At 66.8% G+C, this 14,963-nt stretch carries 13 protein-coding genes; 8 read left to right on the top strand and 5 right to left on the bottom strand.

From position 1 onward, the window contains the following. Positions 1-45: 45 nt before the first annotated feature. From AC5P5M_RS16490 to AC5P5M_RS16470, 5 genes are all read right to left on the bottom strand, one after another. Positions 46-1,344 (bottom strand): APC family permease, encoded by a 1,299-nt coding sequence (locus tag AC5P5M_RS16490; protein WP_065175432.1) that lies wholly within the window; start codon positions 1,342-1,344, stop codon positions 46-48. Next, positions 1,341-2,117: a L,D-transpeptidase family protein gene (locus tag AC5P5M_RS16485; protein WP_128988080.1), complete on the bottom strand. Its 777-nt coding sequence runs from the start codon at positions 2,115-2,117 to the stop codon at positions 1,341-1,343. Before AC5P5M_RS16485 ends, AC5P5M_RS16490 begins: the two co-directional genes overlap by 4 nt. Before the next feature lie 27 nt (positions 2,118-2,144). Continuing rightward, a complete protein-coding gene (locus AC5P5M_RS16480; RefSeq protein WP_065175430.1) occupies positions 2,145-2,990 on the bottom strand; it encodes a MurR/RpiR family transcriptional regulator in 846 nt (281 codons plus the stop codon). Between the two features lie 73 nt (positions 2,991-3,063). Then, a complete protein-coding gene (locus AC5P5M_RS16475) occupies positions 3,064-4,170 on the bottom strand; it encodes a dipeptide epimerase (protein ID WP_065182564.1) in 1,107 nt (368 codons plus the stop codon). Further along, positions 4,167-5,603 carry an SH3 domain-containing protein gene (locus AC5P5M_RS16470; RefSeq protein WP_495206161.1) on the bottom strand — a complete coding sequence of 479 codons (1,437 nt, stop codon included), beginning with the start codon at positions 5,601-5,603 and terminating at the stop codon, positions 4,167-4,169. Before AC5P5M_RS16470 ends, AC5P5M_RS16475 begins: the two co-directional genes overlap by 4 nt. Positions 5,604-5,735: 132 nt before the next feature. Here AC5P5M_RS16470 and AC5P5M_RS16465 point away from each other — a divergent pair, with 132 nt between their 5' ends. The 8 genes from AC5P5M_RS16465 (at position 5,736) to AC5P5M_RS16430 (ending at position 14,948) form a co-directional block, all read left to right on the top strand. Next, positions 5,736-7,196: a transglutaminase-like domain-containing protein gene (locus AC5P5M_RS16465; protein ID WP_495206160.1), complete on the top strand. Its 1,461-nt coding sequence runs from the start codon at positions 5,736-5,738 to the stop codon at positions 7,194-7,196. Between the two features lie 51 nt (positions 7,197-7,247). Then, entirely contained in the window at positions 7,248-10,247 is a 3,000-nt protein-coding gene (locus AC5P5M_RS16460) for a TonB-dependent receptor (protein WP_495206159.1), read from the top strand. Positions 10,248-10,305: 58 nt separating this feature from the next. Further along, a complete protein-coding gene (locus AC5P5M_RS16455) occupies positions 10,306-11,856 on the top strand; it encodes a serine hydrolase domain-containing protein (RefSeq protein ID WP_495206158.1) in 1,551 nt (516 codons plus the stop codon). After that, a complete protein-coding gene (locus tag AC5P5M_RS16450; RefSeq protein WP_414487766.1) occupies positions 11,789-12,502 on the top strand; it encodes a M15 family metallopeptidase in 714 nt (237 codons plus the stop codon). The genes AC5P5M_RS16455 and AC5P5M_RS16450 overlap by 68 nt, the downstream gene beginning before the upstream one ends. 71 nt (positions 12,503-12,573) lie before the next feature. Beyond that, the gene (locus AC5P5M_RS16445; protein ID WP_414487765.1) at positions 12,574-12,945 is read left to right on the top strand and encodes a hypothetical protein; all 372 of its coding nucleotides are present in this window, start codon (positions 12,574-12,576) and stop codon (positions 12,943-12,945) included. A 227-nt stretch (positions 12,946-13,172) separates the two neighbouring features. Beyond that, positions 13,173-13,580, top strand: a complete 408-nt coding sequence (locus AC5P5M_RS16440) for an EF-hand domain-containing protein (protein ID WP_065175425.1) — start codon at positions 13,173-13,175, stop codon at positions 13,578-13,580. Between the two features lie 95 nt (positions 13,581-13,675). Next, positions 13,676-14,428: an HAD family hydrolase gene (locus AC5P5M_RS16435; protein WP_495206157.1), complete on the top strand. Its 753-nt coding sequence runs from the start codon at positions 13,676-13,678 to the stop codon at positions 14,426-14,428. Positions 14,429-14,459: 31 nt separating this feature from the next. Further along, on the top strand, positions 14,460-14,948 hold the full coding sequence (locus AC5P5M_RS16430; RefSeq protein WP_053519656.1) for a hypothetical protein: 489 nt from the start codon (positions 14,460-14,462) through the stop codon (positions 14,946-14,948). The last annotated feature ends 15 nt before the right edge of the window (positions 14,949-14,963 follow it).

The raw sequence follows: 14,963 nt of genomic DNA, 5'->3' as shown, positions 1-14,963 counted from the left end.
GCGTGAAGGGAAGGTGTCCTCCATCCGCGCCGTCGCTGCCGATCATCAGGCGCCTACGTCCTTGCGCGGCAGTTTGTAGATCACTGCGCCGATGGCGAAGGCGACCAGTGCGGCGGCGATGTTCTGCCAGCTGGCACTGGCGAACAGGGCCAGGCAGAGCAGCAGGGCCAGGACCGGAATCAGCGGCCCGCCCGGCAGCTTCAGTGCGCCCGGCCGGTCGGCGTAGCGCTTGGCCAGCACCAGCACGGCCGCCGCGGTTCCGATATAGGCGAACAGTCGCGTGGTCATCGACAGCAGCGCCAACTGCACGAACGAACCGGACAGCGCCAGGCCGAGGGCGATCAGCCCCTGGCAGAAGATCGCGGCAGCCGGTGTGCGGAAGCGCGGATGGACCTGCGCGAGGATCTTCGGCCCGTAGCCATCGCGGGCAAGCGCGAACAGGAAGCGCGGGCCCATCATCATCGTATTGCTGTTGGTGCCGAGGATGGAGATGGTCGCACCGACGGTCAGGATCAACGCCAGTGCCTCACCGCCGAATCCGGCTGCGGCATCGGCCAGCGGTGTCGGCGACGACGCAAGCCCGGCCAGGGTGCCCTGCGCCACCACCTGCACCGCGCCGTAGATGACGGTGACGGTGATGATCATGGTGATCAACGCGAACGGAATGTCGCGACGGGGATTGCGGTACTCGCCGGCTGCCGCCGGGATGTTCTCGAAACCAGCGTAGGCATACAGCAGCAACAATGCGGCCTCACCCATGCGCTGCAGGTCGTGCGGGTCCGGGCGCTGGCCGGAGAACGCCAGCTGCGGATCGATGTAGAACGCGCCGATGGCCACGAACAGCAGCAGCGGCAGCATCTTGCCGATCACCAGCACGATGCCGGTGCGGGCCGCCGAGCGCACGCCGATGATGTTCACGCCGGTCAGGAAACCCAGCGACAGCACGATCACGGCAAGGCGACCCGTGCCGGCCCCGGCCCAGGGCCAGAAGCGCGCGACCGCATCGGCTAGTGCATTGCTGAGTGCGGCCGCCGAGCTGATACGGGTCAGCCAGATCATCCAGCCGATCTCGAAGCCGGCGAAGCGGCCAAAGGCTTCGCGGGCATATAGATAGCTGCCGCCGGGTTCATCGAAGTAACTGGCGGCCTGCGCGTAGCACAGCACCAGCAGGGCCACCACGATGCCGGCGGCGACCACGCCCCACAGGCTGAAGGGGCCCAGCAGGGCGACGGTGGCCGCCGGCAGCAGATAGATGCCGCTGCCGATCACGTCGTTGATCGACAGGCCGACGATCTGCCAGCGGCTGACCGCGCGCTGCAGCTGCGGTTCGTCCGGGGCGCTCAACGCAACGCTCCGGTCAGGGCCGGCAGCTGCCACGGCCCCTGCAGGTTGTCGTACTCCGTCTTGGGCAGCAGGACGAAGACCGCGCGCGTGTCCGGCTTCAGCCAGGCCAGCAGGGCCGTCATGTGGCGCGGCTCCATTGCCGTACAGCCGGCCGTGGCCTCGCCCGGTTTGCGCCAGAGGTGGGCGAAGATGCAACTGCCCTTGCCCGGCCTGCGGCTGCTGTTGTGCTCGATCACGAAGCCCTCGCGGTAGCGAACATCGCCCTTGTTGTGCAGGTCCAGCCGCATCGGTTCGGTGGAGCCTTCCACTGCGGCGGTACCTACGTCCGCCGCATCGACGATGCGGTTGTAGTAGCGCGAGGCGGGTACATCCATGCAGTAGTGGCTGGCCGTCATCGGCAGATACGGCATCGCGCTGGCGATCGTCGGCGCGTAGCCGAACGCGGGGCCGATATCGAAGACGCCGGCCGGACTGCGCCCGTCGCCTTCCGTTTTCTGCGGCCCCTGGTTGTGCAGCGACGCACGGCCCACGCCCCACGCGCTGCCCTCACGCCCCACGGCCACGGTGAAGGCCGGGCCGTGCGGGCGCCACGTGTCGTCGCTGCTCCTGCGCTCATAGGCCTGCAGCCGGCCCTGGGTGGCATCCCAGCTGTCGGTGACCACCACGATGGCCTGCAGACTGCGCGCCATCGGCGGCAGCGGGGTGAGCGCGCCGGCCGGCAGCGCGGTGGCCAGAGCGGTGACAGCGAGGGCGGTACGCAGCAGCGGCAGCATCGTGGACTCCAGTGAACCAGGGGTCGATCAGGCGTCGATCAGGTGTTCGATCCGTTCCAGGTTCACCCCGAGCTGGCGGTGGCGGTCCGGGTTGGCATGGCACAAAAGCACGAAGACGAAGTCGAGCAGGGACTGCAGTGAAGCACGGTACAGCAGCTGCGCCACGTGCGGTGCGGGGTCATGGGCGCAGACCACCAGTGACTGGTCGGCATGTGCGCGCAGTGGGTTGGCGGTGTGGCGGGTGATCGACACCACCTTCCCGCCCACGTCCTGGAACTGCCGCGACAGCTGGAACAGCTGCGGCAGCTTGCCGAACTCGGAGAACACCAGCATGGCATCACCGGCCCGCGCCGCTGACAGGTTGGCCATCATCAGGATCGGATCGGCATGGTGCACGGTCAGCATGCCCAGCAGCGACAGTCGCATGGCGAACTCGCGCGCGTACAGGCCGTCATCGCCAAGGCCGTACACGAACACTTTGGGCGCCCTGTCGAGCAGTCGCACGATGGCCTCCACATCAGCCTGCGCATTGGCCAGGCTGGTCTCTTCCTCGGCGGCTGCCCGGCTCAGGCGCAGGCGCCCGGCGATGTCGGCGTAGTCATCGGCGCTCGGCGACGGCGGGCGTGCCTGCGGATCGTGGCCGGCGCGCGCCACGTCCTGGCCGATCGAGTACTTCAGGTCCGGGTAACCCTTGAAGCCCAGCTTCTGGCTGAACTTCACCACGCTGGACTGGCTGATGCCCAGCGCGCTGGCCAGCTGCTGCGACGAGTAGTCGCGCAGCAGGTGCGCGTTGTCGAGGATGAAGTCGGCGATGCGGCGTTCGATGGCCGACATCTGCCCGCGCTCGGAGCGGATTTTCACCAGGGGTGGCATGGGGCTCAGCGTGGGTCCGGTTGCAGGAAGGGTAAGCGGGATCAACGGTCGGCGGTAGCGCCCGTGCAGCGGCCTACCAGCGCGGCGGCGTGATCATCTCCAGCCCGCGCACCTCGGTGATTCCCAGCCCCGGCGCATCGCTGATGGTGATCTCCGACTCGTTGAAGTTGACCCCGCCGCTGACCGGGTCGAACTGGCCCAGCGAAGGGCCGTCCAGGTCGACCTTGGTGATCACATCACTCCTGGCCACGGCCAGGTGCACGGCCGCGGCCACGCTGATGCTCGATTCGATCATGCAGCCGATCATGCACGGCACGCCGTAGATGCCGGCGATGTCGGCGATGCGGATGGCATTGGACAGGCCACCGGTCTTCATCAGCTTGATGTTGATGATGTCCGCCGCGCGCTGCTGGATCAGGTCCATCACCTGGCTGGGACTGAACACGCTCTCATCGGCCATGACCGGCGTGTTGACCCGGTCGGTCACGTACTTCAGGCCACTGATGTCGGCGGCCTTCACCGGCTGCTCCAGCAGCTCCAGCACCACGCCGGCATCCTCCAGCGTGCGCATCGCGTGCACCGCCTGCTTGGCGGTCCAGCCCTGGTTGGCGTCCAGGCGCAGCAGGGCGCGGCCTTCAACCGCCGCGTGGATCGCCTTGACCCGCTCGATGTCCAGGCCGATGTCCTTGCCGACCTTGATCTTCAGCGACTCGAAGCCACGCTCGATCGCCGACAGCGAATCGGCCACCATCTTGTCGATGTAGTCCACGCTGATGGTGATGTCGGTGGTGATGACCGGGTCGCCGCCGCCGAGCATCTGGTACAGCGGCGCACCATGCAGCTGCGCCCACAGGTCGTACAGGGCGATCTCCACTGCGGCCTTGGCGCTGGTATTGCGCTCCATCGACGTCTGCACCAGCCCGCACAGGCGGTTGAGGTTGGCAACGTCCTGCCCGATCAGGCGTGGAGCGATGAAGTGGCGGATCGCTTCGATGATCGAGCCATGCGTATCACCGGTGATCACCGCGGTGGCCGGCGCCTCGCCGTACCCGGTGTGGCCGCTGTCGGTGCGGACCAGCACCACCACGTCCTCCACGGTTTCCACGGTGCGCAGGGCGGTCTTGAAGGGGGTCTTCAGCGGCACGCGCAGCATGCCCAGTTCAATGGCGGTGATCTTCATTCAGGGGTCTTGGCCCGCAGGCGCTGGATGTTGGTGATGCGGTCGATGTAGCGGACCGTGTCGCTGGCCATCATCGGCTCCAGCGGCGTGACCGAAACACCATTGAGATGGGCCTGCACACGCGTGCCGTCGGCGCCGAACCAGCTGCCGCCGGCCGTATCGTGGATGACCCAGGTGCGGCCGTCGACGTGGCCGATGGCCATCATCACATGGCCGGGGATGTAGACCAGATCACCGACCTGCAGGCCGGTGACGGCACGTTCGCGCGCGGCCTTGCCATCCCTGCTGGTGAACGGCAGGCGATCCAGTGCCGGGCTGATCGCCTGGGCGCTGGTATTGCGCGGCAGCAGCACGCCGAAGCTGCGGTAGATTTCCGAAACGAAGCCGCTGCAGTCGCGGGTATCGTAGTCATGGCCCCAGCCATAGCGCTCACCCAGGAACTTGAACGCCTGCTGCAACAGCCGGCGAGGGGTCAGCGGCAGGTAATCGGCGGCCGTGTCCTGCGAGCGCGGCAGCAGTGCCGGAACCAGCTTCAGTCGTCCATCGGCCTCGCGCACCGGCAGCTGCACCACCCATGAGGCGTGGGCCTGCTGGCCGTTGACCGGCGTGGCCGCAGGCCAGTCGGCCAGCACCGGCAGGCGCACGCCCATGTCCAGCTGCAGGCGCGAGACGCGCGGCTCTTCCGGCGTGTAGACGGTGTGCGCGGTGGCGCCGGTGACGATGCGGTACGGGCCGGCGCTGCCATAGCCGAGCACGCTGGTCTTGTCGCCGGTGGCCACGGCGTCCGTTTCGATCCATGCGCTGTAACGCTCGCTGTGCACGAACAACCAGCGGCCATCGCTGCTGCGATGGACCACGGCGACCTTGTCACCGGGGAACAGCGCCGATTCCTGGAAACGATCGATATCGGTATCGCCCACCGTGCTGAAGACCCGCTCGCGGGTCGGGAAGGTGCGCAGTGCGGCACGCTTCACCACCAGCCCGTAGTCGGGCGCCACCTGTGCGGGAATCGCATCCAGGCCGAGGTTGGCTTCGATGGCCTTGCGCACTGCCGGTGCGATCGCCTGCCCCTTGGCGTTGTAGAGCGTACGCGTGGGCCAGCTCGACAGCGCCGTGATGCTGCTGCGTACCTGTGCCGCATCCAACTGGGCGGGCAGGGCGGCGATGTCCTGGATATGGACATCCTCTGCGCGCATCCGTGCGTTCTGCGCCTGGATCTGTGCGCGGTCGAGGATCGGCGCATCGGCATCGTCCAGCCGGGCGGCCCAGTAGTCCGGGGTCAGGTAAGCCTCGTGCAGACCGATCACATACGGCAGCGGCGCGCCCGGATCGGGCGCGGCAGCCTGCACGAAGGCCGGTGCGGCGAACAGGCACAGGGCCAGGGTCAACCGGCGCGGCCACTGCCGGCGCGGTTCGCGGGAAGCCAGGATCATGCGCAGCACACCCTCCTCGAATGCCTTAAGGAATATTTATTCCTTTCGCCTGCGAAAGCAAGAATAAATTATTGACCGGTCCTCCGGCCCGTGTTACACAGCCGTTACCACCCGCGCTTGGGAAGTGTCGCTGTGGATCCTGCCGTTCGCAAACCGCGTCTGCCTGCCGCCGCCGGCCTGTGTGCCGCGCTGCTGCTGTGGGCGTCGGCCACGCACGCGGCAGACGCGCGCAACAGCCGGCAGCTGCAGGTGATCGACCTGATCGACAGCGGGCGCTTCAGCGACGCCCAGGCGCTGCTGGCGACCGGGCGCGATGCTGCCGAAGACGCATTCCAGCGCGAGCGCATGCGCCGCATCCGCCTGGATTTTTCCCTGGACGAAGCGGCGGCCAAAGCGGCGGTGCGTCGCTGGATTCCGGATCTGACCGACGAGGAGTTCGCGCGCTGGGACCAGCTGGGGCTGATCGAGCACCTCGATATCGATGGCAGGCGCGCGTACTTCAAGCGCGCGCCCTCGAACCTGTTCCTGCTCAGCGATGAAGCGCGTGCACGCCGCCGCGCCGATGCACCGATGCCGTCTCCGAGCCCGAATGAAGTGCTCAACGCGCACCACGCACGTGTCGTTGCTGCTGCCGGTCAAAGCGGCCAGGGCTCGGTGCTGCCGCAGCGCATCGCGTTCACGCAGTCGCTCACGGTCAAGGCCGATGCGGTCCCGGCGGGCGAAACCGTTCGCGCCTGGATTCCCTATCCGCGCGAGATTCCGGGCCAGCAGGAGCGCGTGCAATGGCTTGGCAGTACACCGGATAAAGCACGCGTGGCACCCGCCGGTACCCTGCAGCGCACCGCCTATCTGGAAGCGAAGGCCGTCGCCGGGCAGCCCACGCGCTTCGAGATCCGCTATGCCGTCACCCTGTTCGCCCGCCACACGGCAATCGATCCGGCCCGGGTGCAGCCGACACCGGCCGACGCCGCGCTGCAGCCTTACCTGGGCGAACATTTGCCGCATGTGCGTTTCACGCCGGCATTGAAACTGTTTTCCGACCAGGTGCTGCAGGGCGAAACACGCCCCTACGAGATCGTGCGCAGGCTGTTCGCGGCGGTCGATCGCATCCCATGGGCCGGCGCACGCGAGTATTCCACCCTCAGCAACATCAGCGACTACGCGCTGCGTGCCGGCCATGCCGACTGCGGCCAGCAGACGCTGCTGCTGATCGCGCTGCTGCGCATGAACGGCATTCCCGCGCGCTGGCAGTCGGGCATGGTGTTCTCCGACGATGGCAGCGGCTACAACAACCTGCATGACTGGGGACAGGTCTATCTGGCGCCGTATGGCTGGCTGCCGATGGATGTGACCACCGGTGCACTGGCCAGCGATGTACCTGCGCTGCGCGATTTCTACCTGGGTGGCCTCGACGGCTACCGCATCGCCTTCAACGACGATTTCGGCCAGCCGTTCGTGCCGGCCAAACAGCATTTCCGCTCGGAAACGGTCGACTCGCAGCGCGGCGAGGCCGAGTGGGCAGGCGGCAACCTGTACTTCGACCAATGGAGCTACGACTTCCAGTGGCAGGTACTGCCCGCCGGGCAACGCTAGCGCGACACACCACCATCGGCACCATTCAATTCTTGCAGGAGAGAGCAGGGGATGAAGGCATACAACATCAAGCGGGCGGCGCTGTGCGTCGCCCTGGGTACCTGTCTGGGCGTGATCGCGCCCGGCGCCTTCGCGCAGGATGGCTCCGTCGCCGGCCGGCTGGTCAGCGATGCCGGCCAGGTTCCCGCCGGCGCCACGGTCACGGTGCGCAATCCGGCCACCGGCTTCGTCCGCTCGGTACAGGCCGATGCCAACGGCAGCTATCGCATTCCGCTGCTGCCGGTGGGCACCTATGAGATGGAGGTGAGCCTGCCCGGCGGCGGTGCCAGCCGCGTCGGCCAGGTCACCGTCGGCCTGGGCAGCGCAACCACCGTCAATGTGCCGCTGGGTGCGGTCAGTACCCTGGGAACGGTGGAGGTGCGCGCGCCGCAGGTGGTATCGATGGTGGATGTGAAGTCCACCGAATCGGCCACCAACATCACCCGCGAGGAGCTGTCGCGCCTGCCGGTGGACCGTGACATCACCGCCGTCGCGCTGCTGGCGCCGGGCGCAGTGAAGGGCAAGGGCTCGCTGGGCGGACAGGGCATTTCGTTCGGCGGCTCGTCAGTGGCCGAGAACACCGTGTACATCAATGGACTGAACGTCACCGACTTCTACAACCGGGTGGGCTTCTCGTCAGTACCGTTCTCCTTCTACCAGGAGTTCCAGGTCAAGACCGGAGGCTATTCGGTGGAGTTCGGGCGCAGCACCGGTGGCGTCATCAACGCCGTCACCCGCTCGGGCAGCAACGACTTCAAGGCCGGTGCCGAGCTGGTGTTCGAACCCCGCGCGTGGCAGTCGCAGGCCCGCGACCGCTATGACGGCCAAGGCAGCCGTTACATCACCGCCAGCCGCGACGACTACAGCCGCAGTGCGCTCAACGTGTTCGCCTCCGGTGCCCTGGTCCAGGACCGGCTGTTCTTCTTCGGCATGTACGAGGCCCGTGACTACCGGCCAACCTCGACCAACGATGCCGGTACACGCCTGAGCCAGGGCAAGGCCGATGACCCGTTCTGGGGCGGCAAGATCGACTGGCAGATCACCGACAACCAGATGCTGTCGCTGTTCGGCTTCTCGGACAAGAGCAAGACGCTTACCGATGTCTACAACTACGACTATGCCAGTGGCCAGACGGTAGGCGAGCGCAGCAACCAGATCTACAACACAGTGGGCGGCAGGAACTGGTCGGGCACCTACAGCTGGCAGGTCAGCAACGACCTGACCATGAAGCTGATGTATGGCGAGAACAAGCGCAACCGCGCGCAGAGCTCGTTGATGGACGAAAACTGCAACCGCGTGTTCGACAACCGTACCGCCAGCCAGGGCGTGCCCTCGCAGCTGCAGGGCGACCGCAGCTGCACCAGCAGCTCGCTGCTGGAATCGGCACTGGATACGCGCAAGGCCGCACGCGCCGACTTCGAGTGGACCCTGGGCGACCATCTGCTGCGCTTCGGCCTGGACCGCGAAGAGAACACCTCCGACTACAGCCGCGCCTATCCCGGTCCGGGTGGTTTCCGCTACGACATCTACTACCGCACGCCGGGCAGCTCGCTCAATGGGGGCATCGTGCCGGCCAGTGGCCTGGTCGCGCGCACCCGCCGGTATGAAGTGGATGGCTCGTTTGAAACCATCAACTCGGCGTATTACCTGGAAGACAACTGGCAGGTCACCCCGAACCTGCTGCTGAACATGGGCCTGCGCCTGGAAGCCTTCGACAACAAGGGCGGCGACGGCAGCAGCTACATCAAGATCGACGACATGCTGGCCCCGCGCCTGGGCTTCGCGTGGGACGTGCGCGGTGATGGCACCACCAAGGTGTTCGGCAACCTTGGCCGTTACTTCCTGCCGGTGGCCAACGTCATCAACATCAAGCAGGCCGGTGGCTTCCTGGACGAACGCACCTGGTACGAATTCCTCGGCTATAGCGGTGCCGCCAACAACGTGCCGAACCTGGGGGCGCAGATCGGGCCGGTCGACAATTCGCAGGGTGATGGCAGCGTGCCGGACCTGCGTGCCGAAGTGAACCGGGACATGGACCCGGTCTACCAGGACGAGGCGATCCTCGGCTTCCAGCAGATGATCAACGAAGCCTGGTCGGTCGGTGCCAGCGTGACCTATCGGCGCCTGCACAACGCCATCGATGACATGAACATCACCGCCACCGGCCAGTGCGGTGCCATCGACAGCGTCTGGATCATGGGCAATCCCGGGCGCAGCAATACCGTCTGGGGCGATACCAACTGCGACGGCAGCAACGATGGCTGGATCAGCATCGATACGTCGAAGGAAGGCTGGGCGCTGTATGACGATGACGGCAACTATGTTGGCCAGCGCGGCTGGGTGAAGCCCAGGCGCGACTACAAGGCGCTGGAGCTGCAGGTCGATCGCGCCTGGGATGGCAAGTGGGGCTTCAATGCGTCCTATACGCTGGCCTACGGCCGTGGCAACGCCGAAGGCCCGGTCAACTCCGATACCGACTTCGCCGATGCCGGTCGTACCGAGAACTTCGACAACCCCTGGGTGAACTACGGCGGCTATGGCTACCTGGCCAATGACCGACGGCATCAGTTCAAGTTCCGTGGCAGCTATGCGTTGACCGAGAACCTGAGCGTGGCGGCGACGCTGGGCGTGCAGTCGGGCAGCCCGATCACCCGCTTCGGCGCCGGCAATCCGTTCGACGACACCGACTTCCACAGCTATTACGTGTGCGTCTCCAACTGCCAGGCGAGCGTGCCGTCCGAGCGCGTGTTCGTGCATTCCCCGCGCGGTGGCGATGGCCGCACGCCGTGGACCTACGACCTCGACGTCAGCGTGTCGTACAAGGTGCCGATCCCCACCGACCTGCGCCTGAAGCTGGCGGTGTACAACGTACTCAACCAGCAGCGTGTGGTGACGGTGGACCAGGATTACGAGCCGCAGGACAGCATCGGCACGCCGAACCCGCTGTATCGTTATGGCACCGGCTTCCAGTCGCCGCGCTATGCGCAGCTGACGGTGACCTGGAGCTACTGACGCTGTGCCCGCGCCGCTCGAAGGGGCGGCGCGGGCAATGACACAAGGGAGCGGGCCTGTGCTTCAGCTGATCGTCCTTGCTGCACTTGCCACCTCGCCTGCTGCGCCGGCGGAGCCCGCGCGCTTTGATGCCGATATCGCCACCGTTGTCGCACGCGAGCACCTGCCTGGGGTGGCGGTGGCGGTGGTGGACCAGGGACAGGTGGTGTACCGCCATGCCGAGGGCATGCGGGGCGATGGCGGTCGCATTGACGAGGACACGCTGTTCAAGATCGCCTCCAACAGCAAGGCGATGACCGCCGCGCTGCTGGCACGGCTGGTGCAGCAGGGCCGGCTGCGCTGGGATGACCCCGTGCAGCGGCATCTGCCCGGCTTCCGTATGCACGACGCCTGGGTGGGGCAACAGATGCAGGTGCGTGATCTGCTGATCCACAACAGTGGCTTGGGGCTGGGCGCCGGTGACCTGATGCTGTGGCCCGAGCCCAATGCCTTCACCCGCGCCGACATCATCGCCGGGCTTGCGCATCTGAAACCCGTCATCAGCTTCCGCAGCGGCTATGCCTACGACAACCTGATGTACGTGGTCGCCGGTGAAGTGGCTGCTGCCGCAGGGGGCAAGCCCTATGACCAGCTGATGCGCGAGCAGGTGTTTGAGCCGCTGGGCATGGCCCGTTGCCAGGTCGGCCGCTGGTCGGTGCGCGACGTCGGCAACGTCGCCCAGCCGCATGCGCGGCGCGACGGCCGCACGACGGTGGTCAACGCCGATGGTGAGATCAGCGCCGATCTGCCATCGATGGCAGCCGGCGGCATCCGCTGCTCGCTGCGCGACATGACGCGCTGGATGCAGGTCCTGCTGGATCCCGACCTTGTGCCGGACTGGCTGGACACGCCACAGCGGCGGGCACTGTGGACGCTGCACATGCCGATGCCGCTGGGTGACCTGCAGCGGCGCTGGGACAACGCACACGTGCATGGGTATGGCTACGGCTGGCGCCTGTCGGACATCGATGGCCACTGGAAGGTGGCGCATACCGGCACCCTGTCCGGCATGTATTCGTCGCTGGCCCTGCTGCCCGACCGTGGCATCGGCGTAGTGATCCTGATCAATGGCGAGGGCGAGCAGGCACGTACGGCGCTGATGCAGTCGATGCTGAAGGCGTACACCGCGCCGCAGGACCGCAGGCGTGCCGCCGACTACCTCGATGAACTGGAGCGCGCGCAGGCGTCCAAGCGTGCGCAGGGGCATGTGGCGCCTTCGACGGCAGGTGCGCGCGCCGTATCCGGCACGGCCTTGCCGCAGTGGCAGGGCCGCTATGCGGATCCATGGCTGGGAACCGCCTGGCTGTGCCCAGGCCCCGACGGCCTGCGGTTCCGCGTGGAGAAATCGCCTCGCCTGCAGGCCCGGGTGATGCAGCTGCAGCAGCGTTGGCTCCTGCGTTGGGACACGCTGGGTGAGGACGTGCAGGCGTGGCTGCAGCCCGGCGATGGCCCGGTGCCGTCCCTGCAACTGCGCGCGATCGACCCGGACATCGACTTCAGCTATGACTTCCAGGATCTGCATTTCACTCGCACTGGCGACTGCACTGGCGAGCCCCGCGCACGCCAGTGAGGCGCCGCGCATATCTTCGGCCACCGATGCGTCGCAGGCCGGACTGGTGGAGATCCGCACGGTGTCGCCGGGAATCGAGCTGGACATCCGCTATGCCGGCGCCGGCAACTTCACGGGCGCACGCGTGCCTGGCTATGAAGCGCCGGCCTGTTATCTGCTGGCGCCGGTCGCGGCCGCACTGGCACGGGTGGAAGCGGATCTGCGCGCGCAGGGCTTCGCTCTGCGCATCTACGACTGCTATCGCCCGGTGCGCGCGGTGCAGGCGTTCGTGGCCTGGGCACATGACCCCGCGGAGCAGTCACGCAAGTCACTGCAGTATCCGGATCTGGAAAAGCCGCAGCTGTTGAGCGAAGGCTACATCGCCGAGCGCTCGGGCCACAGTCGCGGCGCCACCGTGGACGTCGGCCTGCTGGCGTGCCGGCGCGACACGTGCACGCCGCTGGACATGGGCACCGATTTCGATTTCTTCGGTCCGCGGGCGCACACCGCGGCCGAAGGACTCAATGACGCACAGCGGGCCCACCGTGCCCGTCTGCTGCAGGCGATGGCCCGGCATGGCTTCAGCAACTATGCGCAGGAGTGGTGGCACTACACGCTGCAGCCCGAGCCGGACCCGATGACCGCCTACGACGTGCCCGTTCGATAGCAGCACCGGCGGGTCCGCGCCGCCGAGACCCTCCGTCGTACACTGGCCGCCTTTCCCCTCCTGCGCACCCGATGAATCTTCCCCTGCATTTCGGCCTGCTCGGTACCCTGGAAGCTGGCGCCATCGCATTGCTGGTTGGCCTGCTGGTGTACCTGCTCTGGCATCGGCTGTGCCGCCTGCTGCACTGGACGGTAGGCCATGCCATCGGCTGGTCGTGCGTCATCGCCGTGGTGATCTCGGCCGGCATCGATGCATGGAAGCTCTTCTACATGGGAATCGTGCGGCTGGAGTCGCCGCTGTATGCGCGGTTGTTCCTGGCCACCATCCACGATCCGAACGAACTCGGCAGCCGCGTGGTGCTGGAGATTGCCGGAGCGCTCGGCGGTGTGGCGCTGGGATGGGTGTTGTTCAGTTCGCGGTCATCGTCCCAGAACGTCGACTGACGCAGGTTTTTCGTTGCCTGCGGGTTAAATCCAAGGGCGTTGAATGTTCGCCTTATGGGCCGATCACTCCACCCTAACCACCGCGCTAATGCATGCACGCCGGGCAGTGGTTAACCGCGCGTGTGGATGCCGGTCGCGGCGCAAAATCGATTCAGAAACGGGGTGGCAGGGTAGGTGCCGTGCGGAAACAACAGGCCGCGCAACACCACCCCAAGGAGACATCCCTGATGACCATTCGCAACCGCAAGCCCCTGATCGCCCTGATTGTCGCCGCCGGCAGCGTACTGGCCATTCCGGCCATGGCACAGACCGCGCAGCAGCAGGCCGCACAGGCGCAGAATGATGCAGCGCAGGCCCAGCAGGCCGCCGCGCAGGCAGGCCAGGCCGCGAACCAGGCCACTGACGCAGCGGCTGCCGCATCGGCGCAGGCCAGCGGCGGGGGCCAGACCTGGGCCAGCATCGATACCGACGGCAACGGCACCATCAGCAAGTCCGAGGCACAGGTCAACGCCGGCCTTGCCCAGGTGTTCGACCAGGCCGATGCCAACAAGGACGGCGAGCTGAGCGCCGATGAGTACAAGGCCTATGTGGCCGCCCAGCAGGCCGGTGCCGGCGGCGCCGCACAGGGCCGCTGATCCACCGTTGATTCGGGACAACCGGTGCATGGGTACCCGGGCGGCGCCAGCCGCCCGGGTTTTTTTCGCCCTCGCCGCGCCTGTATCCTTGTCCGATGAACGCCTCCACGCCTGCGCCCGCGCGCGCCATCGGCCTGGTCGGTTTTGACGGTGACGACACGCTGTGGAAGAGCGAGGACTACTACCGCAAGGCCGAGCAGGACTACCTTGACCTGCTGTCGCGCTACATCGACGTGCACGACACCCAGACCGCCCGTCACCTGCTGGAAGTGCAGCAGCGCAACCTGGGTGTGTTCGGTTACGGCGTGAAAGGCATGGCGCTGTCGATGATCGAGGCGGCCATCGACATCACCGGCCAGCGCATCGAGGCCAGGGACATCCAGCGCATCCTCGACATCGGCCACGACACCCTGCGCCATCCGGTCGAGCTGATCGACGGTGTGCGTGAATCGGTGGCGGCCATCGCCGAGCACTATCCGGTGGTGCTGATCACCAAGGGCGACCTGTTCCACCAGGAAGCGAAGATCAACGTCGCCCGGCTGCATGAACTGTTCCCGCGCATCGAGATCGTCTCGGAGAAGGACCCGGCGACCTATGCCCGCGTGCTGGCCGAGTTCGACCTGCCGATCGAGCGCTTCGTGATGGTCGGCAATTCGCTGCGCTCGGACATCGAGCCGGTGGTCACGCTCGGGGGCTGGGGCATCCATACGCCCTATGCGGTCACCTGGGCGCACGAGACCCAGCATGGCGTGGCCGACGACGAGCCGCGCATGGTCAGCGCCGATACCGCCTGGGACTGGCCGGCCGCACTGGCCGCGATCGAAGCCAAGGCGAGCGTCGCGGCCTGACAGGGCGCGACGGCTGCGGCAGAATCGGGGCATGAATGCTCGCCTGCTCACGCTGCTGATGCTCCTGCTGCTGGCGCCGGCCACCGTGCTGGCACAGCAGACGGCCGAACGCTCGGCAGCCTATGAGGTGGACACCGGCGACCGCTGGATCGACGCCCAGCTGCGCGACATCAACCACTACGCCGAGCGCTACCCCGATGCCTTCCTCGACGAGGTCTCGCGCTATGCCGATGTGCCGCGTGGCTATGTCAGTGCGCTGTTCAGCACCCACGGCTGGCAGGCGGGTGACCTGTACTTCGCCTGCTTCTGGGCCAAGGCCAGCGGCCAGACCTGCCGCGACAGCGTGCGTGCCTTCAGCCGTGACCCGGCCGGCGGCTGGCAGGCCGTGGTGAAGCGGATGCCCAAGGCACCGGACAACCTGCACTACCGCGCCGTGCGCCACGCCATCGTGGCCAGCTATGAGCATTGGGACCGGCCGATCACCCTGGATGCCACCCTGAAGCGCCAGCTCAACCGGTAGCGCCGGTCCGCTCCA

The sequence above is a fragment of the Stenotrophomonas sp. YJH_SMC_106-19 genome, from assembly GCF_059368375.1.
This window is presented reverse-complemented; position numbering and strand designations above follow the sequence as displayed.

Coding starts and splice junctions, on each gene's coding strand:
- AC5P5M_RS16485 (WP_128988080.1), bottom strand. CDS start 2,117: ATGCTGCCGCTGCTGCGTACCGCCCTCGCTGTCACCGCTCTGGCCACC.
- AC5P5M_RS16480 (WP_065175430.1), bottom strand. CDS start 2,990: ATGCCACCCCTGGTGAAAATCCGCTCCGAGCGCGGGCAGATGTCGGCC.
- AC5P5M_RS16475 (WP_065182564.1), bottom strand. CDS start 4,170: ATGAAGATCACCGCCATTGAACTGGGCATGCTGCGCGTGCCGCTGAAG.
- AC5P5M_RS16470 (WP_495206161.1), bottom strand. CDS start 5,603: ATGATCCTGGCTTCCCGCGAACCGCGCCGGCAGTGGCCGCGCCGGTTG.
- AC5P5M_RS16460 (WP_495206159.1), top strand. CDS start 7,248: ATGAAGGCATACAACATCAAGCGGGCGGCGCTGTGCGTCGCCCTGGGT.
- AC5P5M_RS16450 (WP_414487766.1), top strand. CDS start 11,789: ATGACTTCCAGGATCTGCATTTCACTCGCACTGGCGACTGCACTGGCG.
- AC5P5M_RS16445 (WP_414487765.1), top strand. CDS start 12,574: ATGAATCTTCCCCTGCATTTCGGCCTGCTCGGTACCCTGGAAGCTGGC.
- AC5P5M_RS16440 (WP_065175425.1), top strand. CDS start 13,173: ATGACCATTCGCAACCGCAAGCCCCTGATCGCCCTGATTGTCGCCGCC.
- AC5P5M_RS16435 (WP_495206157.1), top strand. CDS start 13,676: ATGAACGCCTCCACGCCTGCGCCCGCGCGCGCCATCGGCCTGGTCGGT.
- AC5P5M_RS16430 (WP_053519656.1), top strand. CDS start 14,460: ATGAATGCTCGCCTGCTCACGCTGCTGATGCTCCTGCTGCTGGCGCCG.